Origin of the sequence: Nocardia sp. NPDC006630 (genome assembly GCF_040611495.1) — a bacterium.
Taxonomy (GTDB): domain Bacteria; phylum Actinomycetota; class Actinomycetes; order Mycobacteriales; family Mycobacteriaceae; genus Nocardia.
Genome location: NZ_JBEXOK010000003.1, coordinates 554,601 through 576,249, shown reverse-complemented (window position 1 = coordinate 576,249; position 21,649 = coordinate 554,601). Strand labels below are relative to the sequence as shown.

The 21,649-nt window shown below is 66.2% G+C and carries 26 protein-coding genes; 10 read left to right on the top strand and 16 right to left on the bottom strand.

The genetic code is table 11. The features are described from left to right. Positions 1–64 precede the first annotated feature (64 nt). Positions 65–436 (top strand): anti-sigma factor antagonist, encoded by a 372-nt coding sequence (locus ABZX86_RS10845; protein ID WP_355122237.1) that lies wholly within the window; start codon positions 65–67, stop codon positions 434–436. An 18-nt stretch (positions 437–454) separates the two neighbouring features. Here the strand turns inward: ABZX86_RS10845 and ABZX86_RS10840 are convergent, their stop codons facing one another. Together ABZX86_RS10840 and ABZX86_RS10835 are read right to left on the bottom strand one after the other, a co-directional pair. After that, the gene (locus ABZX86_RS10840) at positions 455–907 is read right to left on the bottom strand and encodes an ATP-binding protein (RefSeq protein ID WP_355122236.1); all 453 of its coding nucleotides are present in this window, start codon (positions 905–907) and stop codon (positions 455–457) included. Positions 908–1,162: 255 nt separating this feature from the next. Then, entirely contained in the window at positions 1,163–1,531 is a 369-nt protein-coding gene (locus ABZX86_RS10835; RefSeq protein WP_355122234.1) for a VOC family protein, read from the bottom strand. 238 nt (positions 1,532–1,769) lie between these two features. On the opposite strand from ABZX86_RS10835, the gene ABZX86_RS10830 reads away from it, so the two are divergent. The 3 genes from ABZX86_RS10830 (at position 1,770) to arfB (ending at position 3,431) form a co-directional block, all read left to right on the top strand. Continuing rightward, positions 1,770–2,129 carry a hypothetical protein gene (locus ABZX86_RS10830; protein ID WP_355122233.1) on the top strand — a complete coding sequence of 120 codons (360 nt, stop codon included), beginning with the start codon at positions 1,770–1,772 and terminating at the stop codon, positions 2,127–2,129. A 124-nt stretch (positions 2,130–2,253) separates the two neighbouring features. Next, a complete protein-coding gene (locus ABZX86_RS10825; RefSeq protein WP_355122231.1) occupies positions 2,254–2,838 on the top strand; it encodes a hypothetical protein in 585 nt (194 codons plus the stop codon). Positions 2,839–3,002: 164 nt separating this feature from the next. After that, complete coding sequence (arfB, locus tag ABZX86_RS10820) at positions 3,003–3,431, top strand: alternative ribosome rescue aminoacyl-tRNA hydrolase ArfB (RefSeq protein WP_355122621.1); 429 nt, start codon at positions 3,003–3,005, stop codon at positions 3,429–3,431. A gap of 47 nt (positions 3,432–3,478) precedes the next feature. Here arfB and ABZX86_RS10815 read toward each other — a convergent pair whose 3' ends face one another. Continuing rightward, on the bottom strand, positions 3,479–4,432 hold the full coding sequence (locus ABZX86_RS10815) for an NAD(P)H-binding protein (protein WP_355122229.1): 954 nt from the start codon (positions 4,430–4,432) through the stop codon (positions 3,479–3,481). 113 nt (positions 4,433–4,545) lie between these two features. Between ABZX86_RS10815 and ABZX86_RS10810 the strand changes: the two genes are divergently transcribed. Continuing rightward, positions 4,546–5,061 (top strand): helix-turn-helix domain-containing protein, encoded by a 516-nt coding sequence (locus ABZX86_RS10810; protein WP_355122227.1) that lies wholly within the window; start codon positions 4,546–4,548, stop codon positions 5,059–5,061. A 111-nt stretch (positions 5,062–5,172) separates the two neighbouring features. Then, positions 5,173–5,571: a DUF4870 domain-containing protein gene (locus ABZX86_RS10805; protein WP_355122225.1), complete on the top strand. Its 399-nt coding sequence runs from the start codon at positions 5,173–5,175 to the stop codon at positions 5,569–5,571. A gap of 74 nt (positions 5,572–5,645) precedes the next feature. On the opposite strand, the gene ABZX86_RS10800 is transcribed toward ABZX86_RS10805, so the two are convergent. From ABZX86_RS10800 to ABZX86_RS10790, 3 genes are all read right to left on the bottom strand, one after another. After that, a complete protein-coding gene (locus tag ABZX86_RS10800) occupies positions 5,646–6,536 on the bottom strand; it encodes a class I SAM-dependent methyltransferase (RefSeq protein ID WP_355122224.1) in 891 nt (296 codons plus the stop codon). A gap of 102 nt (positions 6,537–6,638) precedes the next feature. Next, positions 6,639–7,610, bottom strand: coding sequence for an NADP-dependent oxidoreductase (locus ABZX86_RS10795; RefSeq protein WP_355122222.1), 972 nt, complete (start codon positions 7,608–7,610; stop codon positions 6,639–6,641). Between the two features lie 139 nt (positions 7,611–7,749). After that, a complete protein-coding gene (locus ABZX86_RS10790; protein WP_355122220.1) occupies positions 7,750–8,235 on the bottom strand; it encodes a hypothetical protein in 486 nt (161 codons plus the stop codon). 349 nt (positions 8,236–8,584) lie between these two features. Here ABZX86_RS10790 and ABZX86_RS10785 point away from each other — a divergent pair, with 349 nt between their 5' ends. Further along, a complete protein-coding gene (locus ABZX86_RS10785; RefSeq protein WP_355122218.1) occupies positions 8,585–9,232 on the top strand; it encodes a CoA pyrophosphatase in 648 nt (215 codons plus the stop codon). Positions 9,233–9,535: 303 nt separating this feature from the next. After that, entirely contained in the window at positions 9,536–10,039 is a 504-nt protein-coding gene (locus ABZX86_RS10780) for a DUF6069 family protein (protein ID WP_355122216.1), read from the top strand. Positions 10,040–10,176: 137 nt separating this feature from the next. Here the strand turns inward: ABZX86_RS10780 and ABZX86_RS10775 are convergent, their stop codons facing one another. Continuing rightward, complete coding sequence (locus ABZX86_RS10775) at positions 10,177–10,860, bottom strand: HAD family phosphatase (RefSeq protein WP_355122214.1); 684 nt, start codon at positions 10,858–10,860, stop codon at positions 10,177–10,179. Further along, positions 10,857–11,627: a 3,4-dihydroxy-2-butanone-4-phosphate synthase gene (ribB, locus tag ABZX86_RS10770; RefSeq protein WP_355122212.1), complete on the bottom strand. Its 771-nt coding sequence runs from the start codon at positions 11,625–11,627 to the stop codon at positions 10,857–10,859. The genes ABZX86_RS10775 and ribB overlap by 4 nt, the downstream gene beginning before the upstream one ends. Positions 11,628–11,905: 278 nt before the next feature. On the opposite strand from ribB, the gene ABZX86_RS10765 reads away from it, so the two are divergent. Then, positions 11,906–12,715, top strand: coding sequence for an amidohydrolase family protein (locus tag ABZX86_RS10765; RefSeq protein ID WP_355122210.1), 810 nt, complete (start codon positions 11,906–11,908; stop codon positions 12,713–12,715). A 3-nt stretch (positions 12,716–12,718) separates the two neighbouring features. On the opposite strand, the gene ABZX86_RS10760 is transcribed toward ABZX86_RS10765, so the two are convergent. The 8 genes from ABZX86_RS10760 to ABZX86_RS10725 are packed head-to-tail and all read right to left on the bottom strand — an operon-like array spanning position 12,719 to position 20,513. Beyond that, on the bottom strand, positions 12,719–13,567 hold the full coding sequence (locus tag ABZX86_RS10760; protein WP_355122208.1) for a carbohydrate ABC transporter permease: 849 nt from the start codon (positions 13,565–13,567) through the stop codon (positions 12,719–12,721). Continuing rightward, positions 13,560–14,513 (bottom strand): sugar ABC transporter permease, encoded by a 954-nt coding sequence (locus tag ABZX86_RS10755; RefSeq protein ID WP_355122206.1) that lies wholly within the window; start codon positions 14,511–14,513, stop codon positions 13,560–13,562. Before ABZX86_RS10755 ends, ABZX86_RS10760 begins: the two co-directional genes overlap by 8 nt. 4 nt (positions 14,514–14,517) lie before the next feature. Then, the gene (locus tag ABZX86_RS10750) at positions 14,518–15,375 is read right to left on the bottom strand and encodes a metallophosphoesterase (RefSeq protein WP_355122204.1); all 858 of its coding nucleotides are present in this window, start codon (positions 15,373–15,375) and stop codon (positions 14,518–14,520) included. Beyond that, the gene (locus ABZX86_RS10745) at positions 15,372–16,742 is read right to left on the bottom strand and encodes an ABC transporter substrate-binding protein (protein WP_355122202.1); all 1,371 of its coding nucleotides are present in this window, start codon (positions 16,740–16,742) and stop codon (positions 15,372–15,374) included. Before ABZX86_RS10745 ends, ABZX86_RS10750 begins: the two co-directional genes overlap by 4 nt. 35 nt (positions 16,743–16,777) lie before the next feature. Continuing rightward, entirely contained in the window at positions 16,778–17,911 is a 1,134-nt protein-coding gene (locus ABZX86_RS10740; protein WP_355122200.1) for an ABC transporter ATP-binding protein, read from the bottom strand. Between the two features lie 9 nt (positions 17,912–17,920). After that, positions 17,921–18,814, bottom strand: a complete 894-nt coding sequence (locus tag ABZX86_RS10735) for an alpha/beta fold hydrolase (protein WP_355122198.1) — start codon at positions 18,812–18,814, stop codon at positions 17,921–17,923. Beyond that, the gene (locus ABZX86_RS10730) at positions 18,811–19,338 is read right to left on the bottom strand and encodes a YiiD C-terminal domain-containing protein (RefSeq protein WP_355122196.1); all 528 of its coding nucleotides are present in this window, start codon (positions 19,336–19,338) and stop codon (positions 18,811–18,813) included. Before ABZX86_RS10730 ends, ABZX86_RS10735 begins: the two co-directional genes overlap by 4 nt. 14 nt (positions 19,339–19,352) lie before the next feature. Then, complete coding sequence (locus ABZX86_RS10725) at positions 19,353–20,513, bottom strand: acyl-CoA dehydrogenase family protein (RefSeq protein ID WP_355122194.1); 1,161 nt, start codon at positions 20,511–20,513, stop codon at positions 19,353–19,355. A 143-nt stretch (positions 20,514–20,656) separates the two neighbouring features. Between ABZX86_RS10725 and ABZX86_RS10720 the strand changes: the two genes are divergently transcribed. Then, entirely contained in the window at positions 20,657–21,583 is a 927-nt protein-coding gene (locus tag ABZX86_RS10720) for a PDR/VanB family oxidoreductase (protein ID WP_355122193.1), read from the top strand. Positions 21,584–21,649: the final 66 nt, after the last annotated feature.

Below are 21,649 nucleotides of genomic sequence, written 5' to 3'. Positions count from 1 at the left end.
GTACAGACCCTAGGGAAAGGCCTGCCGCTGCATTCCGTCGGTGGCAGGCCCTAGAGTGCCCACCGTGACAGAACATGAGCAGGGATCACACTCGCCGGACTTGCGGGTCGAGCATCGAATGATCGGCGACGTCGCCGTGGTGGCGATCTGGGGAGAGGTCGACGCCACTACGGCTCCTCAGCTGGCGGCCGCGGTGCAGGCCGGTCTCGACCGCACCCGCGCCCGCTACTGCATCCTCGATCTGACCGATGTGGAATTCCTCGGCGGCGCCGGATTGAAGACCCTCGCCGCAACCAACCTGGAAGCCGAAATTCGCCGGGAACCGTTGCGGATCGTTGTCGATGCCAACCGTCCGGTCATCCGTCCCCTCGAGATCTCCGGTCTCGAGGAGGTCCTCGCGCTCTATCACACCGTCGAGGAAGCTCTCGCCGGCTGATCTGCCGTGAGCAGCCGCCTACGAATCGCCGGAGGTGCCGGGCTGGGCCGGTGCCATCAGGGGAGAGTGCGGCCGATCGAGGGGCAGCTCGGCCCACACCGTCTTGAACCCCGAGTAGTGGATGACTCCCCACGCGGTGGCGAGACGGTCGATCACGATCATCCCCCGCCCGCCCGCCAGATCTGGCGTACGTATGTGCGGATCACCGGCTCCGCTGTCCTCGACCTCGACCCGGAGCCGGGTCTCGCCCGCCTGCAGCGAGAGTCGACAACGACGAGGCGGGCTGCCGTGCTCGTGGGCGTTGGCGACCATCTCGTCGACGACCAGCACGGCGTCCTCGACGATGACACCGGTATCGGGCGCCAGCAGCTCCCGCACCGCCTCGCGTATCCGCCAGCCCGGAGTGAGGTCGAGATCGAACTGTGCCGCCTGCCCCTCGTCCCCGCAAGGCGCCGACAGCGGTGTCGTCATCGTGTCCACCCTCCGCTCGCCACAGGCCAAGTCAACGCCTGGCTACCCCGTTACTCGGCGAGGAAACCCACCGGCCCCCAAACTCTAGAACGAACAGGCCGACGCAAACAGAACTGTTCGATCACAGCGGACCTTGTCCCATTCCCGGGTACCGAGTTCGGTCCTGCACAGCCTGGGGTCCGCTACCGGTCGAAGGACGTCATGTCACGCCGCATATGGCGCTGACCGAACCGGCGGGCGCCGCTTCCATTCCCGTCACACGGCGGGCGACAAGCAAAGGCAAAAGGGATGGCCGGCCGGGTCGAACAGAACTCTGCACTTGGCGGGCGCTGCCTGATGGTCGGCGATCCGCGCTCCGAGTCGTACGGCCTCTGCCTGCGCCACGTCGAGATCCGCTACCGCCAGATCGAGATGGATCTGCTTGGGAGTGCTCTCATCCGGCCAGGATGGAGGCTGATAGTTCGGCACCCGAATGGCCGTAAGCACCAGGTGCTGCAGCTTCACACTCACGAACTTCTCAGTGCCCGTTGCGATCACACCGCCCAGCAGGTCGGCCCAGAAAGTCGCGAGAGCGGTCGGATCCTCGCAGTCGACAGTGATAGATCCCAGGTGCGCTACAGCCACCGCCCGATACTAGAACGCGTTGCAAGTAGGCCGAATCTGCAACGCATTGAACGCACCGATTTCCGTGTGGTGTGTTTCGGTGTCACCGGTCGCGGATCAGAGATGACAGGCCCCAGAGTTCGGTGATCCGGCCGTCGTGGACTGTGAACATTTCCAGCATCGTCGGTGGCTGCGGGTCGGGGATGCCGTGCACGCTGGCATGACGATGCTTGATGGACGGCCTTAGTAGGCTGATTCGATGAGGGAGATCGGTTCTCGTGCGCGGACTTTGCCCGCACCTCTTCATGTTGTCTGGAGGTCACTGGTCGAGCCTCGGCAAGCGAAGGCGCGCCCTTGGCTGCATCTGTTGCCGGACGAGGTGGAACCGACGCTATTGGCTGCCGATGAACCCGGCGTTGTCGTGTGGTCCTCGTTGTGGCCCAGCAGGCCCGATGATCAGGTTCGCTTCGATTTGCGGGCCACCGAGCGTGGCGAGACCTTGCTGCGGTTCACGCTGCTTGCCCACGGGGAACCGCCCGACCAGAGCAAGGTCGGGCATCTGCGCTATCGGATGAACAAACTGTTGTTCACTGATCTGCGCTATGCGTACGGGCAGTAGTGGCACTGCCCGCGCTGCACGAGCTAATTCCGCACGAATTACAATAATGCAGTTCCGCAGCTTGGAATTCGGTTTCCCGATGGGGTGAACCCTCCGATCGCATCCCCTGAAATATCGGCCTACGATGGATTTAGTCGTTTGTACTGCCATCGAGATGCAACCGTGCATCACGGCGAAAGGTACGGAAATGCGATTCCAGCGTAGTGCGGCAGTTTTTCTTGGTGCGGTTTTTGCTTTCCCCGTGCTGACGGGTTCGGTTGCTACTGCTGATCCGGTCATCGGCGGTTGTTACGGCGGCCAGCTCACTACCACCAACGTTCCAGGTAGCGGCAGTGCCGGGATGAACACGAACGTGACCGGAGGGCTCACTGACTGTGGCAGTGCCCAACTGCCTGATATCACCGGCGGCATGCTGAATATCAGTTATCCGTTCAATGTCGTGACCGGCAGTTCCTCCGGCACGGGCGCGGGTGGCAATCCGGCCGGCGGGACCATAGCGTGGTCCGATGGATCGGTGAGCGTGGTATCGGGCAATTGGGTTACCTCGCCTATCGGCCAGAATGCCATCAGCACGCTCGGTGTCATGAGCGGGCCCGGCGCGGGTCAGCAAATAGTGTTCGGTACTCGCCAGACCGCCAATGCCGGATCAGTGGGCGGCGGCAGTGGTGGAGCCGGTTCGGTGATGGTCATCGACGCCCTGTTCCGGTGACAGCCTCACCGGCGTCGATCCGCTCGACCGCGCGATGACCGTCTGAGCCCGCACCGCGACTACGGTTGTGACTGCTGCGCGCTCACGGTCAAGCGCGACACCGGCCATCGACCGAGTCCAGTGGCTCGCGATCCGGCGGAGGACCGAGCACAGGGGGGCTGATGATGGCCGAGGACATGGTCGTGACTCGGACGCTGGTGATACCCGCGTCCGAGTTGCGCGAGCGGTTCTCACGTTCGTCCGGTCCGGGAGGGCAGCACGTCAACACCACCGACAGCCGAGTCGAGCTGTCGTTCGACCTCGCCAACTCACCCTCCGTGCCCGAGTCGCTGCGCACCCGGATGCTCGACCGCCTGGCCACCCGGCTGGTCGACGGGGTGCTCACCATCGCCGCATCCGAGCAACGCGCCCAGCTGCAGAACCGCGCTGCCGCCCGCGAACGCCTGGCCTCGCTGTTGCGTGACGCGGCCGCCGCACCACCACCGGTGCGCCGCGCGACCAAGCCCTCGCGCGGAGCCAAGGAACGGCGCATCGCCGCGAAGAAGCGTCGCGGTGTCACCAAACGCAACCGGCGCGCTTCCCCCGACGATTAGCGGCGGCAAACGTACTGCTCGCTGCTTACCCTGCGATCACCGCTGCGTCAGCCCACGGTTGTGAACTGATCACGGTGGGACTCGACGAACTCCCCGAACGCCATCGGCGGGTGCCCGATGGCCTCGGTCAGCGCAGCCGGGTTCGGAGCGGATCCGGCCGTGGAGCCGAGTTGGGCAATGGTCTCGCCGATCGTCGAAATGTGCTGGGCCATAGGGATATTGATCGCTGTCGAGGTGTCCGATCGGGCGAGGTCTTCCAAGACGGTCTGCCACTGCTGCTGGGGAATGTGCTCATACCGGATCGGCCTGCCGATCTCCGTGGCGATCACTTCGGCGATCTCATTGTGGCTCAGCGCAACTGGAGCCTGCGGATACGAGGTTGAACCCCTCGGGTATCGGGCTGTATCGGTCAATGCGGCGGCAGCCAGGTCGGCGGCGTCGCGGCCGCTGATCCAGGGCACCTTGCCGTTCCCGAAGCTGTTGGCAAACCCGCCGGTCCGGCGAATCTCCGCGGCATGCAGCAGGAGGATGTTCTCATAGAACAACGCCGCGATCCGCAACACCGTCGGCTCGAGTCCCGCCCAGGTGAACACCTCCTCGGCTGCCCACTGCGCACGACCGAGGCCGCTGGGGCTCTCGGCCGCCGATGCCGCCATGGACATCACCACCAAATGCGGCCTTCGATCCGACTTGCGCAGCGCCGCCGCCAGATTGGCAGCGGCGGACACCACGCCGGGGCCGACCGGGTAGGCGAAGTACACCGCATCGACACCCTCGACGGCGGCGTCGAGAGTCCGCCGATCCTGCAGATCGCCGATGACGACGCCGATGCCGTCTTGCCGAAGCCGTTGCGCGCGATCGTCATCGGCGCGCAGCAGGACGCGAACCCGGCGGCCGCATTCGCGGAGCTGTTCCACCACCCGGGAGCCGGTGCGGCCGTGGCGCCCACCGGCGCCGATCACCAGAACTGTCGACTTGAAATCGCCTGTCGCAGTGGTCAAGTTGCGTCCTTCCGGGTTGAGTCGCGGTCTCTCCGGAGATGAACCGCCTATCGGTTCCCGAACCTAAACCTGTTACTACTATAATGCAAGTAACTCAACTGTAAGGAGCGGCGATGCGGCGGACGAGTTTCGAACCGATGGGCTGCCCGGTGGCCGGAACGCTGGAGCTCGTCGGCGAATGGTGGTCATTGCTGATCATGCGAGACGCCCTCGACGGGTTCTCCCGCTTCGACGAGTTCGAACGCAACCTCGGCATCGCCCCGACCATGCTGACCCGGCGCTTGCGCACCCTCGTCGAGGCGGGCCTGCTCGAACGCAGGCAGTACTCGGCCGCGCCGCCGAGATACGAATATGTCGCGACCGCGAAGGGCCGTGATCTCGGGCCGGTCATCGTGGCGTTATATGCCTGGGGCAGAAAGCATGTCGATGCGGGTGAGCCGAGTGTGGTCATGATCGATCAGGACACCGATGAGGAGATCCTCCCGGTCATGGTCGACCGGAACAGTGGCCGACCCCTGGCGGATTTGAACACCGCGTTCCTCGCCGGAGCGGGTGCCGACGAGGACATGCGCGAGCGACTGGACCCCGACCTGCGCGCGGCTCGCCGACAGCGCTCGCGCATCACCTAATCGCCCGGCTGCCTTCCGGCGGGGCGTGCACTCGCGCTCCCGGCCCGCAGACCTGCGGTTCGTGCCGAAAGTTGGGATCGGTAGGTGGCGTGCGCGACATCTACTTACGCCATGACTTCTTCACAGCACCCCACGAATCAACCGCAGTCCGCCGGCCTGGACAAGAAGACCAGCGCGATCCTGTCCTACGCGCTGGGCTGGCTCACCGGAATCATCTTCCTATTCGTGGGAAAGAACGATCCCGACGTGAAATTCCATGCCTCGCAATCGATCGTCTTCTTCGGGGCGGTCTCGGTGGTCAATATTGTCCTGAGCATCGTCGGCTCGCTCCTCGGGGCACTGGGGATCATTTTCAGCCTCGTCGGACTCGCGGTCGGGGTCCTCGCGGTTGTCGTCTGGATCACGGCCATGGTCCAGGCGAACAACACCGGCGGCGTCCGCGCGCCGCTTCCCATCGTCGGAAAGTTCACCGCCCCCTATGCCGATCAGTTGGCCAACTCGATCAAGTAGCGGCGGTCGGCTGCGAGTGTCCGGAGATCAACGGCCCGAGATATCTCGGGCCGTTGGCGTTCGCGCGGAAGGCCTCAGCGGCTCGCCCGCAGTATGCGAACCGGGCGCAGCGACGGGGTTGGGTCACCTTCGAATTCCGCCGATCCCTCGAGGTATCCAGCGATGAGGTCCGCAGCGGAGTGATCTTCGATGTCCGTGAAGCCGAGCCCGCGCAACTGTGCGGCGATGTCGTCCGGAGTGAAGTAGCTGAACCAGGGTTCGCCGACCGCTGCACCTCGATTCGCGCGCGCCTGCATTCGCGCGCGGTCCTCATCGGTGTCACCCGGCTGCAGGTAGTCGAAGATCACCTCGACCGGCTCGGATTGCCGCGCAATGTATTCGAGGGTGGTGCGGGCGGCGTCCGGGGTCAGGTAGAAGACGACACCGAGCCATACGAACACCGCCGGATCGGTCCGGCTGAATCCGGCGGTTTCCAATTGCTTTGCCAGTGTGTCGGTTTCGAAGTCGACCGGCACAAAAGTCAACCGCTCGGGCAGGTCGATACCGGATGCGGCCAGGCGCTGGTGCTTCCACGCTTGGGTAGCGGGATGGTCGACCTCGAAGACATGCAGCCCAGGATGTGGGTTTCGATAGGCGAAGGTATCCAGACCCGCACCGAGGATCACAACCTGTTGTACTCCGGCAGCGACGGCTTCGGCCACGCGATCCTCGGCGAAACGGGCACGGGCGGCGAAGAACAGCCGGCGCGGCCGATCGCTGACACCCATCCGCAGTATTCCGAGGTCGACCCCGTCACCGCGACTTTCCTCTGCGGGCCGGCCGAAGGCGCTCAGCTCATCCGCGGTGACACCCAGCAGTTGCGCCGCCAGCGGATCGGTGAGAATCCTTGGGCGGTCCGCAATCTGATGATAGGCACGAGCGTAAGCAGTCACGAGCGCTGTCCGGCTGGGTCCCGCATTGTCCATACGCAAGAAGCTACTCAGAAAGGCGCAGGATGGTCGCTACTTCGAGGCCGCCCTGCTGATCACGGACGAGCCCATCGCGTTCACCGGCACGGTGCGACTTGATTAGAGGTCGATGATGACCTTGCCGTGCACACGCCGGCTGGCCTGGAGCTCGGTCGCGCCGCGGATCTGCTCGATCGGGAAGCTCGCGGCGATCGGCACTCGAAGCTGGCCCGTCGCGGTCAGGCGGGCGATCTCCTCCAGGGCGCCGAGTGGGGCGCTCGCGCCATTGGCCGCCGGCACGTCATCGATTTTCGTGGCGATGGTGCAGATGCGGTTGTCCGGGACGCCGAGTTCTCGTGCGGCGTGCACTGTTTCAGTTCCGTGCAGGTCGATGGCGGCAGTGATGCCGCCGGGAGCGAGGGCGCGGACCCGGTCGGTCAGGCCGTCGCCATAGGCGACCGGCTCGGCGCCGAGATCGCGCAGGAAATCGGCTGAGGTCGCCGATCCCGTCGCGATCACGCGCGCTCCCGTGAGCCGGGCCAGCTGGACGGCGAATACGCCGACCCCACCCGCCGCACCGCCGATCAGTAGGGTGTCCTCCGGGCCGGGGTCGATCACGGCGAGAGCCGCGGATGCGGTGCGCCCGGCGATCGCGAAGGTGGCGGCGGTGCGATCGTCGACGCCGTCGGGAGTGTGATGGGCTTCGTTCGCCGCGATCTCCCCGGCCGGTGTGACCACCACGAAGTCGGCAACCGCGCGGGACAGGGCGCTCCCGAAAACTCGGTCGCCAGGCGCGAAGCCGGTCACCCCGTCTCCGACCTGATCGACCACGCCCGCATAGTCGGTCCCGAACCCCGCAGGAAGGCTCAACCCGAACCGTGCGGCGGTATCCGCATCGCCGGTCATAATCCAGTCCATCGGATTCAGACCGGCCGCAGCGACCCGCACCCGGATCTGACCCGGGCCCGCCTGCGGAGCGGGAATCTCACGGACTTCCAGGACCTCGGGTCCGCCGAATGAATCGAGCTGGACCGCCCGGCTCGTGCCCTTCGTCGATTGAGCGCTCTGTTCCTGCACGTATACCTCTTTCATTTGGGCCGAGGAAACGCATGTAAACGGACGATGCTCCGTTTAGATGAATTACCGTAACCCAAACGGAGCGTGATCCGCGTCGACTGATGCTGAGACTCCCCGGAACAGGTCCGCGCAATCGATCGCCGATACCGGGGCACTATCCCAGCGGTCCGACATCCTCGGCGCTTCCGCTCGTAGTGGGACCGATGCTTTCGATCGTCCGTGTCAGGTATGCGGCCACGTCGTTGACGGCGTGAATTGACAAGGCCTGGTTGACGATTAGCCAATCGGGGATGTCGTCGCCGCGGACGTACTTGCGGAAGCAGTTGTAGATTGCGTAATAAGTGAACTCGGCCGGATCTGGGAACGATAGGTCGTCGTCTTGTAGGGCGGTGATGGGCTCCAAGTATCGGTTGCCTATATCGGCTAGATCCATGCCGGCGTGGGCGGCGCGGAGGGCGTCGGCTGGGAGTTCGGGGTCTACGTGGTGCCACATTCCGACTATCGAGTCGCGGTAGCGAAGTGGGGTGCGCTTGCTGCGGATGTAGGTGATCCAGGTTGGCAGGGCGTCGTCGCAGAGCGCGAGGTGAACCTGTCGTCGGTGGTCGCCTCCCAGTTGGAGGAACAGTTCTCTCGGCGTCATGAGCGATTCTAACGAAACGTAAAGGAGAACGGGCAGAGGGTGTTTCGAGATCGGCGATCACCAGAGAGGCGTCGATGTCATCGGAGAAATCGGTGATTGCGCGGGTCCTGCTCTGGGTATTGTCGGCAGATTCCGTGGCATGTGCCGTGGCCGGTGCGGGCGAGACGCCTCAGGGGCGGCGTGATCGAGATGTCGAGTTGGTATCGATGTGGATGGCTCGCCGGAGGGGGTAGGCCAGCGTCGCATGCTGCGGTCGGTGAATCAGGCGTCCGGAGCACGGCAGCGTTGCGGACCGGGCTTGCCGGAGCGGGCGTTTGACGGTGATGGTGGGGCGAATTAGGTTCGGCTGATGGCGGTCGACGGGGATAGTGGGGGATACCGCTGGAGTGAAGTGCCCGGGGACCAGTTGCGGTGGGGGATTGCGGGGGCGCTGGGCGGGTTTTCGCGGCGGGCTGTTGATCCTGGTGACCGTAAGGCTGCCGCGGTATTGATTGCGATCGCCGATCGTGGTGGGGAACAGGGGATTTGGCTTACGGAGCGGTCTTCGGGGCTGCGGGCTCATGCCGGGCAGTTGGCCTTGCCGGGCGGGCGGCTGGATCCGGGGGAGGATGCGGAAGAGGCGGCGTTGCGGGAGTTGCACGAGGAGTTGGGGATCGCTGTGGCTCGCTCGACGGTGCTCGGGCTGCTCGACGATTACCCGACTCGCTCCGGCTATGTGATGACGCCGGTGGTGGCCTGGCTCGGTGACTCGCCGGAACCCACCCCCAATCCGGCTGAAGTGGCTGTGGTGCACTGGATTCCGCTCTCGGATCTCGATGTCGAACCGCGCTTCGTGCCTGTGCCGGGTTCCGACCGTCTCGCCATCCAGTTACCGCTGCTCGGCGGCCACCTGCATGCCCCGACCGCTGCGATCCTCTATCAATTCCGTGAAGTGGCCCTGCATCACCGCGCCACCCGCGTCGATCACATGGATCAGCCCCGCTTCGCTTGGGAATGAGCTGTAGCCGGAACCCGTATCGGATGACTGTGAGGCATCGGGGCACCGTGCCGCGCGACGATTTCCTGATCCCGACCTCACCCGCCGAGTCGATGCTGTCGACCGCTCGCCCGATCTCGAGATGATGCTCTCGACCTCGCGCCGCTGAAGATTTGCCATTGACCGTTACTGGGGAGTTCCCCGCAGGTTGGATGTGCGTTTTGGGTGATTGCGCAGTGGTTGTACGGCGCGTCGTTGTCGTGTCGTGTTGCGCGGAGCGCGTATTCGCGTGGGCATGGGGGTGGTGCCGGTACGGTCTGGCGCATGCGCGACTACAACGTGCCACTTCAGGGTGAACCGTACGCACCGCGAGCCGACTCCGGGTATGAGGAGCCGGCCTCCGGCCGTGGCATCGATTTCGGCAAGTTGTGGGCCGGGGGTGTGGGGGCGGCCATTGTCGTGGCGCTGGTGATCGTGGTCGGAGTGCTGTTGGTGCGCGGGGTGTTCGGGTTCGCGCTATTGGCGCCCGAGGGCAATGGGACCTACGGCAATGCGAGTACGACCGGGTACGCGCTCGGCGGTGCGGCGGTGGCGCTGCTGTCGACCGCGCTGCTCACGCTGTTGCTGCTGTTCATGCCCAATCCCATGACCCTCTTCTATTGGATCGTGGCCCTGGTCACCGCCGTCGCGGTGATCGTCCCGTTCACCCTCACCGCCGACCAGACGTCCGAAATCGCCACCGCCTGCATCAATCTCGTCGCCGGTTCCGCCCTGATAGCCGTGCTGGGCTCTGCTGCCCGGGCCTCGATCGGCGAACCGGATTATTGAGTGGCGGTGGTGCGCAGGTCGCCGTTATAGTGGTCGCCGCGACGCGGGGAAGCTCCTGGATCTATAGCTGGGGGCCGAGTTGAGTTCCCCTGCGTCGTCCAAAAATTCCCCGGTCGCGGCGGGTCCGGAGGGATCGGTCAGATTCCGGCCGGCACCGGCGTAGATCCGGTCATTGCCGCGCGCAGCCAGCGGTCGGCCTGTATGGCATCGGCGGCGAGGTGATCGGCCAACTCCGCCTCTGCCGGATGCAGCGCGGGGCTCCAGCTCGGAATTGCCAGCACTCGCATACCCGCCGCATGCGCGGAACGAATACCCGCAGCCGAATCCTCCACTGCCACACAGTATTGCGGTTCGACACCCAGTAGGGCCGCAGCGTGCAACCAGGGCGCGGGGTGCGGTTTGGTGGCTGCCTGGTCCTCGCGAGCCACCACGACCCGCAGGAACCGATCCAACCCGAAATGGTCCAGCGTGGCATGCACAAATCGGCGCGGCGACGCCGACACTACACCCGCCATCGCGGTGCTCACGGCCGTGTCCAGCAGCGCTTCCGCGCCCGGCAGCAATGCGATTCGCCCCGATTGCACCTGTTCAACCATCAGATCCACACAGTCGGTGACGACCCGATCGGCCGACTCGACACCGCACACCTGCGCGAGATACCGGGCCCACTCACCGTGGCCGTGGGTCCGTCGGCGGTCGGCATCGGACCAGTTGTGGCCATGCCGGGCGGCGTAATCCGACCAGCAGCGGTCCCACGGCTGCATTGTCGCGGCCAGCGTCCCGTCCAGATCGAACAGCACCGCATCGATGCGCCCGCTCATGCCGGCACGATCACGTCGGACTCGGGACGAGCCGCCTCGGACTCGGGATGAGCCGCTGCGGACTCCGAACGAGCCGCCTCGGACTCGGGGTGAGCCGCTGCGGACACCGGAGGAGCGGCCGCCGACACGGGACGACCGGCCGCGGCGATGAGCTGATCGATCGAAATCAGTTTCAGCCCATGGGTATCGGCGAAGACCCGAAGATCGCTCAGCCGCATCACCGACCCGTTGTCATGGCACACCTCGCTGATCGCCGCGACCGGTGACAGTCCGGCCAACCGCATCAACTCCACGCCGGCTTCGGTGTGCCCCTGCCGTTCGGCCAACCCTCCGGGGTGCGCGCGCAGCGGAAACACATGCCCCGGCCGCTGCAGATCACCCGCCGTCGTGCCCGAGCCCGCCAGCGCTCGCAGGGTCGTGGCCCGATCGGCGGCGCTGATCCCGGACACCACACCCGCCACCGCATCGACGGTCACCGTGAACGCGGTCTGCTTCTCGTCCTCGTTCGCCGAGGTCATCAATGGCAACCCCAGCAGATCCGCCCGCTCGGCCGGCATCGGCGCGCACACCACGCCGCCGGTGTAGCGGATGAAGAATCCCAGCGCCTCGGGCGTGGCCAGCTCGGCGGCCATGATCAGATCGCCCTCGTTCTCGCGGTGCTCGTCATCGACCACGATCACCGCACGACCGGCGGCGATCTCGCGCACCGCATCTTCTAGCTCGTCGAAGAGATTCACCCGGTACTGCATGCTCGCTGAAACGGTCATCTCAGTGGCCTCCGCCCTGTCTCGGGATGGAATCACACGTACAACGCAACAGACGGCAAACAAATCAAGATCATTATCCTCACCACTTCATACGATGCGAGCACCCCCTCCCGAGATATCCGCAGCCGGCCGCCCGCTGCACGAGTGCGGCGATCCTCGCCTCGTCGGCGCCACATCTCGGTCGCTTTCGAGTGTGATGCGCCGCCGCGGCAACAGCGTCTTCAAAACTGATCGATATCCGGCCATGATGGACTCGAGGTCGAAAGGAGCACCGGCGCATGACGATCGACGCTTGGGCGCAACATCCCACCGCCCGCTTTCTCGCACAGGACATGTTCGCTTCCCTGCGGAAGTGGACGGGTGATGCCATACCCACCGGTGAGATCCCGCTGTCGGCGACCCTGGCGGTGATGGATGCCGCCGGTGTGGACCGGGCGCTCATCTCGGCCTGGTCGGCGCCGGAGGGCGTGCTGATCAGCAATGACGAGGTCGCCAAATGGGTGGCCGAGGCGCCCGACCGGTTCTCCGGCATCGCCTCGGTGGATCTGCGCAAGCCCATGGAGTCCGTGCGCGAGCTGCGCCGGTGTGCCGAGCAGGGCTTCGTGGGTTTGCGGGTGCTGCCGTGGCTGTGGGAGGTGCCGCCCACGGACGCCCGCTTCTACCCGCTGTATGCCGCGTGTGTGGACCTGGGCATTCCGTTCTGCACCCAGGTCGGGCACACCGGCCCGCTGCGCTCCTCGGAGCCCGGGCGGCCCATTCCCTATATCGACCGGGTGGCGCTGGATTTCCCGGAGCTGACCATCGTCTGCGGCCATATCGGCTACCCGTGGACCGAGGAGATGATCGCGGTCGCCCGCAAGCACGAGAACGTGGTCATCGACACCTCGGCCTACACCACGAAACGCCTTCCGCCCGAGCTGGTCTCGTATATGAAGACCCGCAGCGGCCGCCGGAAAGTGTTGTTCGGCACCAACTATCCGATGATCTTCCCGCAGCACGCGCTGGACGGCCTGGACGATCTCGGCCTCGATGACGAGACGCGCGCGCTGTATCTGGAAGGCAACGCGCGCCGCGTCTTCGGGCTGTAGCGCCTATTTCAGGCCGGAGCGGACGAAGGCATTGACAATGTGCCGCTGCAGCACCAGGTAGAGCGCGAGGACCGGGAGGCAGGCCAGGCCCGCGACGGCCATCATCGGCCCCCACTGCGTGCCCTCGGTGCCCATGAAGCTGCGCAGGCCCAGCTGCAGTACCCCATTGGACTTGCGCAGCACCACCGCCGGCCAGAAGTAGTCGTTCCAGGCATTGATGAACAGCAGAATGCCCAGGGCGGCAAGGGCGGACCGCAGATTCGGCACCACGACCGTCCACAGGATGGACCAGGAGGAGCGCCCGTCCATCTTCGCCGCGGCCACCAGTTCCTTCGGAAAGGCCGCCATATGCTGTTTCATCATCAGCACCCCGAGCGCCGAGCAGAGCGTGGGCAGCACGATGCCGATCAGGGAGTCGATCAAGCCCAGCCGGGTGAGCAGAATGAAGTTCGGCAGCATGGTCACCTGGAACGGCACCAGCCAGATGCCGACGAACGCCAGATACAGCAGCTTCTGCAGCGGAAAGGTGTACATGGCGAAGGCATACGCGGCCAGCAGTGCGACCAGCAGCTGTCCGGTGGCCGAGAGTATCGCCACGAAAAAGGTATTCGCGATCAGGCCGGTGATGTCGACCTCGTGTGCCGCGGTGGAGAAGCTGCTGAACGACAGCGGCCACGGCAGCGGTGACTGCGAGTTGACGTCCTCGGGCCGGCGCAGCGCCGTGGCGAAGAGCCAGTAGATGGGGAAGACGCACAGGACCGCGGTGACCGCCAGCAGCAGGTGACTGCTCGCGGTCCGCACTCGTCCGCCGATCGAGGTGTCGGTCATCGTGGCAGGCGATGTGTCAGTCATCGTTGAAGGCAACCTTTTCCGAGATCCAGACGAGTATCCCGGCCACCACGCCGAAGCCGAGGAACAGCAGAACGCCTGCGGCGGCGCTCAATCCGGCGTCGAAGCTGTGGAATGCGTAGTCCCACAGCAGATAGTAGATATTCGTGGTGGCCTGCGCGGGCCCGCCCTGGGTCATAGTGTCGATGAGCGGGAAAGTCAGGGTGGGACTGAGCAATACGGTGGTCAGCACCAGGAACATGAGGGTGGGCGAGAGCATCGGCAGTGTGATCCAGCGCAGGATCTGGCCCGGACTGGCGCCGTCCACCTGTGCCGCCTCGTTGTAATCGCCACTGATGCCGGCCAATCCGGCCCACACCACCAGCACCGCGAAGCCCAGCAGCTGCCAGCCGGTGATCGCGATGATCACCCCGTGCGCCGTCGAGACGTCGTACACCCAGTTCCGCTTGCTGCCGAGCAGCTGATCGACAAAACCGCTGCCGGGGTGCAGGAGCCAGCGCCACACCGCCGCCGCGGCGACCGGAGCGACGAGGAATGGCGCGAAAATAAAGGCGTGGTACAGCGTCTGGGCGCGGCCCCGCACCCGCTGGCTGGCCAGTGCGATCACCAGCGGCAGCGCCACCGTGAACGGCAGCAGGCCCGCGATCATCTCCCCGGTTCGCCGCAGCGACGCCCAGAACGACGGAAGTTCCAGCAGCCGAGTGTAATTCGCGGTGCCCACCGGCTTCATCGGTGAGGACGGGAGCAGATTCCATGAGTACGTGGACAATTCGACCGCCTGCAGCAGCGGCCGGTACGTCCACACCACAACCAGGAACAGCGCCGGCGCCAGATAGAGATACGGCGAGGCAATGCGCAGCACCCGGCGAGCCAGGATGCGGCGCGGCCGCGCCGCTGGTGCCGTAACGGTCACCAGCGGCGCGGCCTGCGGAGCGTCTAGGACGAACACCGCATCACCCGGAGTGTGCGACCACGGTCGCCAGTCGTTCGAGCACGGCGGCCTCGTCATTGTTGTAGATCTCGGTCGCGGGAGTGGTCTCCACGGCGGTGGCGATCACCGCGGAGGGCAGCACATCGATTCGGCTGTAACCGGATCCGGTAATGCTGCGCTGGCGTCCCACCGGCGACATGGCGTCGAGGCGGTAGGCCAGGGCCGGACCGACCCACACCGGAATACCGGCCAGTGCGGAGGCGGCGGTCATATGGTTGTGCCCGCACAGGATCATGCGCACATCGGTGCCCGCGACCACTGCCGCCAGCTGTTCGGCATGCTGCAGCTTCAGCACCTGCGCGGCCGCGATGGCGGACGGCAGCGGCGGATGGTGCAGCACCAGCAGGGTGCCCCGCGGTGCGGGGGTACGCAGTTCCTCGGCGAGCCAGGCCAGCTGCTCGGGCTCCAGCCTGCCGTCGGCAAGCCCCGGAATGGTGCTGTCCAGCGCGATGATTCGCAGTCCGGATACCTCGGTGACCCGATCGTGCGGGGCTCCGGGATCAACCGAACCCGGCTCGCGGCCGAGCAGTTCGACGCCGAATGCGGTGCGCTCGTCATGATTTCCCATGACGTAGACCAGTTCGGCCCCGAGCTTCTCGGCCACCGGCTCGACGGCCTCGCGCAGGCGGCGGTAGCCCTCGACCGAGCCGTTATCGGTGAGGTCACCGGTCAGCAGCAGCGCGTCGATGTGGCGCCCGCTCGAAAGCAGTTGCTGCAGTGCGCGATCGAGTGCGGCGTAGGTGTCGACCGTATCGAGCACCTGCTCACCGCTGGCGCGGATATGGGTGTCTGTCAGCTGGATCAGCGTCAGTTCGTTCATGATGCCGGCAGCAATTTGGCGCCCTCGTTACGAGCGGCGGCGAGTGTGGACTGCGGATCCTTGCCCTGGAAGACGATCGACTCGACCGCGTCCATCATGCCGTCGCGGACCTGCAGATAGTTATTGCCCGGCATGGAAACCCACGGCTCCATATTCGCCAGCTGCGCGACATTCGGGGTGACCAGCGGATTCTTCGCGGCCCAGTCGTGCAGCACGCCCGGCGCGCTGAGCATATCGCTGCGCAGCGGCAGGTAGCCGATATTGGTGGTGATCCTGGTGTAGGAATCCTCACTGGTGAGGAACTTGATCAGCTCCCAGGCCGCCCGCTGCTTGGCCGGGTCCTTGGACAGGATGTGCAGGCCCGCACCGGAATTGGTGGGCACGGTGGGCTTGGGCCCGAAACTCGGCATGGCCGCGGCGCGCAGGTCCCACTTGTCCTTGGCGCCCGCCGTGAAGGTGCCCTGAATCGAGCTGGTCTCCAGAATCATGCCGATATCGCCGCGCGCGAACGCCTCGTAGCCCTGCTTCTGCGCCAGCTTCGGCATTTCGCCGGCATTGACCAGATCCTGGGCCATCTTGGTGACCTGCACGGACGGATCGTCGGCATAGGTCAGCGAATGGCGATCCTCGGAGATGACCCGCCCGCCATTGGAACGCACCATGGACTGGAAGCACCAGTCCTTGGCGGCCTTGGTCAGGCAGTCGATGTAGACGCCGTCCTTACCGGTCTTGGTATTGATCGCCTTGGACGCGTCCGCGACCTCCTGCCAGGTGGCCGGCGGCTTGTTCGGGTCGAGCCCGGCCTGGCTGAAAAGGCTGGCGTTGTAGTACAGCACCGGCGTGGAGAAGACGAACGGGACGCCGTAGGTCTGCCCGTCCCAATCGTCGAGGGTGCGGGCCTTCGGGGCGAACGGGAAGGTGGCGCCGTCGAAATTCGCCTGGACCGCCTGCTTGCCGAACAGCGAATCGAGCGATTTGGCCTGCAGCTGGTGGATGGTGAAATCCAGGTCGCTGAAACCCAATTGGGCCACATCCGGCGGCGTGCCGGCGACCATCTGGTTCTGAATGCTGGAGATGGTGTCGGTGGCCGGGTTCGGGCTGTTGCCCTGCGGCTTCTGCGCGGTGACCTTGATATTCGGGAACTTCTTGCCGAAGTCGGAGATCAGCGAGTTGAAGGTGTCGGTCCACGCGCCGGCCAGGCCGTAGTTGTAGGACTCGAACACGATGGACACCTGCTGGTCCGGCTTGAGCTCGGGGACCTGTCCGGTGGCGGTGGAGTCGGTGGAGGTGGTGCCGCCGAGCCCGCAGCTGGTGAGCGCGAGCGTGGCGGCGAACACCAAGCCCGCAAGGGGCAGGGTGCGTTTCACGGTAATTCTCCTCATCGAATGGGTCGTACGGGAAGTCAGGCGACGGACACGGCCGTCGCTTCGGGAACGGGTATCTCGAGCTGCTCGGGCTGCTGCCACGAGAGTCGGAGCCCGGAGTCGGCTTCGAAAAGGTGAATATCGCTGGGGTGCACGCTGAGACCGATGTCCTCGCCCGCACGCACCCCGGCGGGCCGGGCGGCGCGGACGCACAATTCGACCGAGCCCGCCGTGACATGGACGAGCTCCTCGCTGCCGAGGTTCTCCACCATGGTCACCCGCCCGCGTACGGCGGTGGCGGCATCGTCGATGCGCAGGCGTTCGGGGCGGATTCCGGCGATGACCGAGGTCTCTTCGCCGTCCGTCGAGGCGGTGATGTCCAGCGCCGCTTCCACCCCGTCGGCCCGCACCCAGAGTTCTCCTTCGCGCCGGATCACCTGCGCCGGAAAGAGATTCATCGGCGGCGAGCCGAGGAATCCGGCCACGAAGGTCGTCCGCGGCCGGTCGTACAGCTCCTCGGGGGTGCCGACCTGTTCGATCCGCCCCCCATTGAGCAGTGCGATTCGGGTGGCCATGGTCATGGCCTCGACCTGATCGTGGGTCACGTACAGGAAGGTGGCGCCCAGGCGGCGATGCAGGGCGATGAGCTCGGCGCGGGTCGCACTGCGCAGCTTCGCATCCAGGTTGGACAGCGGCTCGTCCATCAGGAAGGCGCCCGGATCGCGAACCATGGCGCGCGCCAGGGCAACTCGCTGCCGCTGGCCGCCCGAGAGCGCGGCGGGGCGGCGATCGAGCAGCTGCGAGAGCTCGAGCGTGGCCGCGACCTCCGCGACCCGTGCGGCGATGGCCGCGCGCGGACGGCGGCGGGCGCGCAGCGGGAAACCGATATTCTTCGCCACCGTCAGGTGCGGGTACAGCGCATAGCTCTGGAACACCATCGCCAGATCCCGGCGCTGCGGGGCCTCCTGCGTAATGTCATTGCCGTCCAGCAGGATTCGGCCGGACGACGGCTGCTCCAGGCCCGCGATCATGCGCAGCAGCGTGGATTTGCCGCAGCCGCTGGGGCCGAGCAGCACCAGGAATTCCCCATCGGCGATGTCGAGGCTCACCTCGCGCACCGCGTAGTCGGCGCCGAATTGTTTCGACACCGTGTCGATCTGCAGGCGTGCCACGTTTCTCCTTCAGACCGGCTGTGCGCCGGTCGTGATCCATCCCGCCACACCCGCCGCGACGGCCGGTGCGTCCTTCACCCACAGGAAGTGATCGCGATGCTGGATCGGCGAGTTCTCGTCGATATGCCACTGGGTCACCTGGGCGGCGGGCATGCGCGAAACCAGGAAGTCCACATTGGATTTCGGGCCGAGCACGTCCTGGTCCAGGGAGATGACCAGCACCGGCAGCTTCAGGGCGGCGAGCAGGGTGTTGTATTTGCGGCTGGTGCCGCGCGGGCGGTAGTAGCTGGTCAGCGAATGGATCGACCAGTCGATCATGACGCCGCCGGGCATCGGGGCGGGAATCAGCACACCGCCGGGCCAATGACCCGAGATCCGCGATTTGATGCCGATCCACTGGATCTGGCTCAGCGCCTCGAACCAGCGGCGCGGGCCGAACGCCCACCAGAACACCGTGCCGGTGCCGATGACGGTAATCCCGGCGACGCGGCCGGGTTTGGCGGCGGCGAACAGCAGGGCGAGCTGACCACCCAGGCTGTGGCCGAACAGGTGCACCGGTGCTCCCGGGAAGCGTTCCTCGACCGCCGAGACGATGGCGGGCAGATCGGTCTCGATCATCTCGCGATAGCCGAAGTCGGTGTGCTCGCCCAGCGCGGGGCGAGCCTCACCGTGGGCGCGCAGATCGACCGTCGCTACCGAAAGACCCTGGGCTTGCAGGCCTTTGGCGAGTGCGAGGTAGTTGCGCGCCTTCATCGCCATGGCCGGCAGGATCAGCACGACCGGAGCATCGGCGCGCTCGGCGGGCAGCCAGCGGACGGTGAACTCGATACCGTCGGCGGGGGAGACCCGCGTGGATTCCAGAGTGCTGAACTCCGACGGCGGCTTGGGGGTTGCGGTGGTCACGACGGTTCCGTTCCGGCGATGGTCACCATGCAGACGTAGTCGAAGGTGAACTTGGCGACCGCCACCTCGTTGTCGTCGAGAAGCACCGCCTTGCCGGACAATTCGAAGCGCGAGGAGGTGGTCGCGGCGAGAATGTCGGCCAGTTCGCGCAGATCGACGGTGGCGACGGCGCGAATGCGGCCCTGCGCCGGTTTGCGGTACGAGGCGGTGCCGCCGCGCAGCACCAGCGCCTCCACGGTGTGCAGGCGAGCGGCTGCCGCGCCGACAAACGCTGCCGCACCGGCGATATCGGCGGCGGTGAACAGCGCCCCGGCGTGCACGGTGCCCATGTGATTGCCGACGGTATCGCCCGGCGGGATCTCCACGACCGAGCGGTCGGGGCTGATTTCGCTGATCACGGTGCCGACGTGGCGGCCGAAGGGAACCAGGGCCTGCGACACCGCCCGCAGGTATTCGTAATCGATGGCGGCGGGATCGAGGTCCGGGTAGGCGGCGCCGAATCCGGGAAGGGTTCTGGTGGTCATGGTGATCGTTCCTTTCAGCGCGGTCCGCGCAGCACGCGCCGGGCGATCGACCAGCGCAGTACCTCGGACGGACCCTCGTAGATGCGGAATGCCCTGGCCTCGACCAGGAATCGGGCGACCAGGTGGTCCTCGGTGACGCCCAGCGCGCCGTGCAGCTGCACCGCGCGATCGAGCACCCGCCAGACCGCCTCGGAGACGAAGGTTTTCGCGATCGAGGTCTCGTGGCGGGCCTGCGGGGAGGTCGGTCCGTGGATATCGATGGTCTCGGCGGTGGCGCGGACCAGGCTGCGGGCGGCGGCGATATCGATCTCGCTGTCGGCGATGAGGCCCTGTGCCAGTCCGTGTTCGGCGATCGGAACACCGAACGATGAGCGGGTGGTGATGTGGTCGATGGTCAACTGCTGCGCCCGCACCGCGAGGCCGAGCCAGTTCATGCAGAAGGTCAGGCGGGACGGGGCCAGGCGGACCTGAGCCAGCTCCAGGCCGCGGCCGACCTGGCCGAGCACGGCGGCGTCGGAGACCTCGCAGTCGGCGAAATTGACTTCACAGTGCCCGCCCGGGGCGCTGGTGTGATCGAGGGTGCGCATGCGGCGGCCCACGTGCAGACCCGGATTGTCCTGATCGACCAGGAACATGGTGGGGCCGTCGGTGGTCATGGCGACGCAGATGATGAAGGCCGCGCCGTTGGCGCCGGTGGTGAAGTGCTTGGCGCCGTTGATGACCCAGCCGGTATCGGTCTCCTGCGCGGTGGTCTGCAGCATGCGCGGGTCCGAGCCGGCGCCGGGGGCGGGCTCGGTCAGGGCGATGGCCGAGCGGACGTCGCCGGCGGCGAGCGGGGCCAGATACCGTTCCTGCTGTTCGGCATTGGCGACATGCGCCAGCAGGTGGATATTGCCGTCGTCCGGGGCCCAGGCGTTCACCGCCAGCGGGCCGAGCAGGCTGGCGCCCGCGGCCTCCAGCACCTGTGCCTGACCGCGGGTGTCGAGGTCCAGGCCACCGTAGCGCGGGTCCGACAGGGGGCCGAAGACACCCGCGGCCTTCGCCTTCTTCTGCAGGTCCAGTCGCATCTCGTCATCGGTGACGCGACCGTCGACCACCACCTCCCGTTCGACCGGTATGACGTGATCAATAACGAACTGTCTGGTCTGCTCGACCAGCTCCGTCACAGCGCTCATGGGGTCAGTGTCGGTCCGCCGCAGCGTGTCAGGTCCGGGCGATAGGCAGAGCCGATCGTACGAATCGACTCCCGCAACCAGCGCGCGATCACGGTACTGCTCGGTCAGGGTGATCCCGACGCTGATTCCACCGAGGGGATGCGATGACCGACCTGACGGTTCGGGTGACCGATCGACGTGATGTGGCCGAGGGTGTATTCGCTCTCGAGCTGGCAGACGTCGATGGCGGGCCGCTGCCGCACTGGACGCCGGGCGCGCACATCGATGTGAGCGCCGGTGCGGCCGGTGTGCGGCAGTACTCGCTGTGCGGCGATCCTGCCGATGAGCGGCACTGGCGCATTGCCGTCCTGCACGAACCGGCCGGGCGCGGCGGTTCCGATCATCTGCACCGCACCGCCGAGCCCGGGACAGAGCTCCGGGTTTCACTGCCGCGCAACAACTTCGAACTGGTGCCCAGTGACGCGTACCTGTTCGTAGCGGGCGGGATCGGCATTACGCCGATCCTGCCCATGCTGGCGGCGGCGCAGCGTGCCGGTGCCCGCTGGTCGCTCTACTACGGGGCGCGGACGCGGGCACACCTGTCCTTCGAGAGCGAATTGCGGCACCAGCGGGTGCATCTCATGCCACAGGACGAGACCGGGCTGCTGCCGATCGCGGCGATCCTCGCCGAGCATGCGGGCAGCACGGTGTACTGCTGTGGACCCGAGCCGCTGCTGAACGTGGTCGAAACCGAAGGCGCGCTGGCCGGACTCGAGGTGCGCACGGAGCGTTTCGTGCCGCTGCAGGTCGATACGACCGGTGATCGTGCGTTCGAGGTGCGGCTCGCTCGCAGTGGGCGCACGCTGCGGGTCGCGGCGGACCGGACCATCGTCGAGGTGCTGGAGAGCGCGGGCATCGAGGTCATCACCTCGTGCCGGGAAGGCACCTGCGGCAGCTGTGAGACGCCGGTGCTGGAAGGCGAGATCGAGCACCGCGACACGGTGCTGACGGCGGCCGAGCGCGCGGCCGGGGCGACCCTCATGCCCTGTGTCTCGCGGTCGCGCTCGGATCTGCTGGTCCTGGACCTGTGAGGGCGAAAAGCGCTGTCCCCGATGGAATCACGCGCGACAGACAAGCACGTAAATCCACGTGCCTAG

What these genes read in the sequence shown, in the direction of transcription:
- ABZX86_RS10840 (WP_355122236.1), bottom strand. Translation starts at nt 907, where the DNA reads ATGACGACACCGCTGTCGGCGCCTTGCGGGGACGAGGGGCAGGCGGCA.
- ABZX86_RS10830 (WP_355122233.1), top strand. Translation starts at nt 1,770, where the DNA reads ATGAGGGAGATCGGTTCTCGTGCGCGGACTTTGCCCGCACCTCTTCAT.
- ABZX86_RS10825 (WP_355122231.1), top strand. Translation starts at nt 2,254, where the DNA reads ATGGATTTAGTCGTTTGTACTGCCATCGAGATGCAACCGTGCATCACG.
- arfB (WP_355122621.1), top strand. Translation starts at nt 3,003, where the DNA reads ATGGCCGAGGACATGGTCGTGACTCGGACGCTGGTGATACCCGCGTCC.
- ABZX86_RS10810 (WP_355122227.1), top strand. Translation starts at nt 4,546, where the DNA reads ATGCGGCGGACGAGTTTCGAACCGATGGGCTGCCCGGTGGCCGGAACG.
- ABZX86_RS10805 (WP_355122225.1), top strand. Translation starts at nt 5,173, where the DNA reads ATGACTTCTTCACAGCACCCCACGAATCAACCGCAGTCCGCCGGCCTG.
- ABZX86_RS10800 (WP_355122224.1), bottom strand. Translation starts at nt 6,536, where the DNA reads ATGGACAATGCGGGACCCAGCCGGACAGCGCTCGTGACTGCTTACGCT.
- ABZX86_RS10795 (WP_355122222.1), bottom strand. Translation starts at nt 7,610, where the DNA reads ATGAAAGAGGTATACGTGCAGGAACAGAGCGCTCAATCGACGAAGGGC.
- ABZX86_RS10790 (WP_355122220.1), bottom strand. Translation starts at nt 8,235, where the DNA reads ATGACGCCGAGAGAACTGTTCCTCCAACTGGGAGGCGACCACCGACGA.
- ABZX86_RS10785 (WP_355122218.1), top strand. Translation starts at nt 8,585, where the DNA reads ATGGCGGTCGACGGGGATAGTGGGGGATACCGCTGGAGTGAAGTGCCC.
- ABZX86_RS10780 (WP_355122216.1), top strand. Translation starts at nt 9,536, where the DNA reads ATGCGCGACTACAACGTGCCACTTCAGGGTGAACCGTACGCACCGCGA.
- ABZX86_RS10775 (WP_355122214.1), bottom strand. Translation starts at nt 10,860, where the DNA reads ATGAGCGGGCGCATCGATGCGGTGCTGTTCGATCTGGACGGGACGCTG.
- ribB (WP_355122212.1), bottom strand. Translation starts at nt 11,627, where the DNA reads ATGACCGTTTCAGCGAGCATGCAGTACCGGGTGAATCTCTTCGACGAG.
- ABZX86_RS10765 (WP_355122210.1), top strand. Translation starts at nt 11,906, where the DNA reads ATGACGATCGACGCTTGGGCGCAACATCCCACCGCCCGCTTTCTCGCA.
- ABZX86_RS10760 (WP_355122208.1), bottom strand. Translation starts at nt 13,567, where the DNA reads ATGACTGACACATCGCCTGCCACGATGACCGACACCTCGATCGGCGGA.
- ABZX86_RS10750 (WP_355122204.1), bottom strand. Translation starts at nt 15,375, where the DNA reads ATGAACGAACTGACGCTGATCCAGCTGACAGACACCCATATCCGCGCC.
- ABZX86_RS10730 (WP_355122196.1), bottom strand. Translation starts at nt 19,338, where the DNA reads ATGACCACCAGAACCCTTCCCGGATTCGGCGCCGCCTACCCGGACCTC.
- ABZX86_RS10725 (WP_355122194.1), bottom strand. Translation starts at nt 20,513, where the DNA reads ATGAGCGCTGTGACGGAGCTGGTCGAGCAGACCAGACAGTTCGTTATT.
- ABZX86_RS10720 (WP_355122193.1), top strand. Translation starts at nt 20,657, where the DNA reads ATGACCGACCTGACGGTTCGGGTGACCGATCGACGTGATGTGGCCGAG.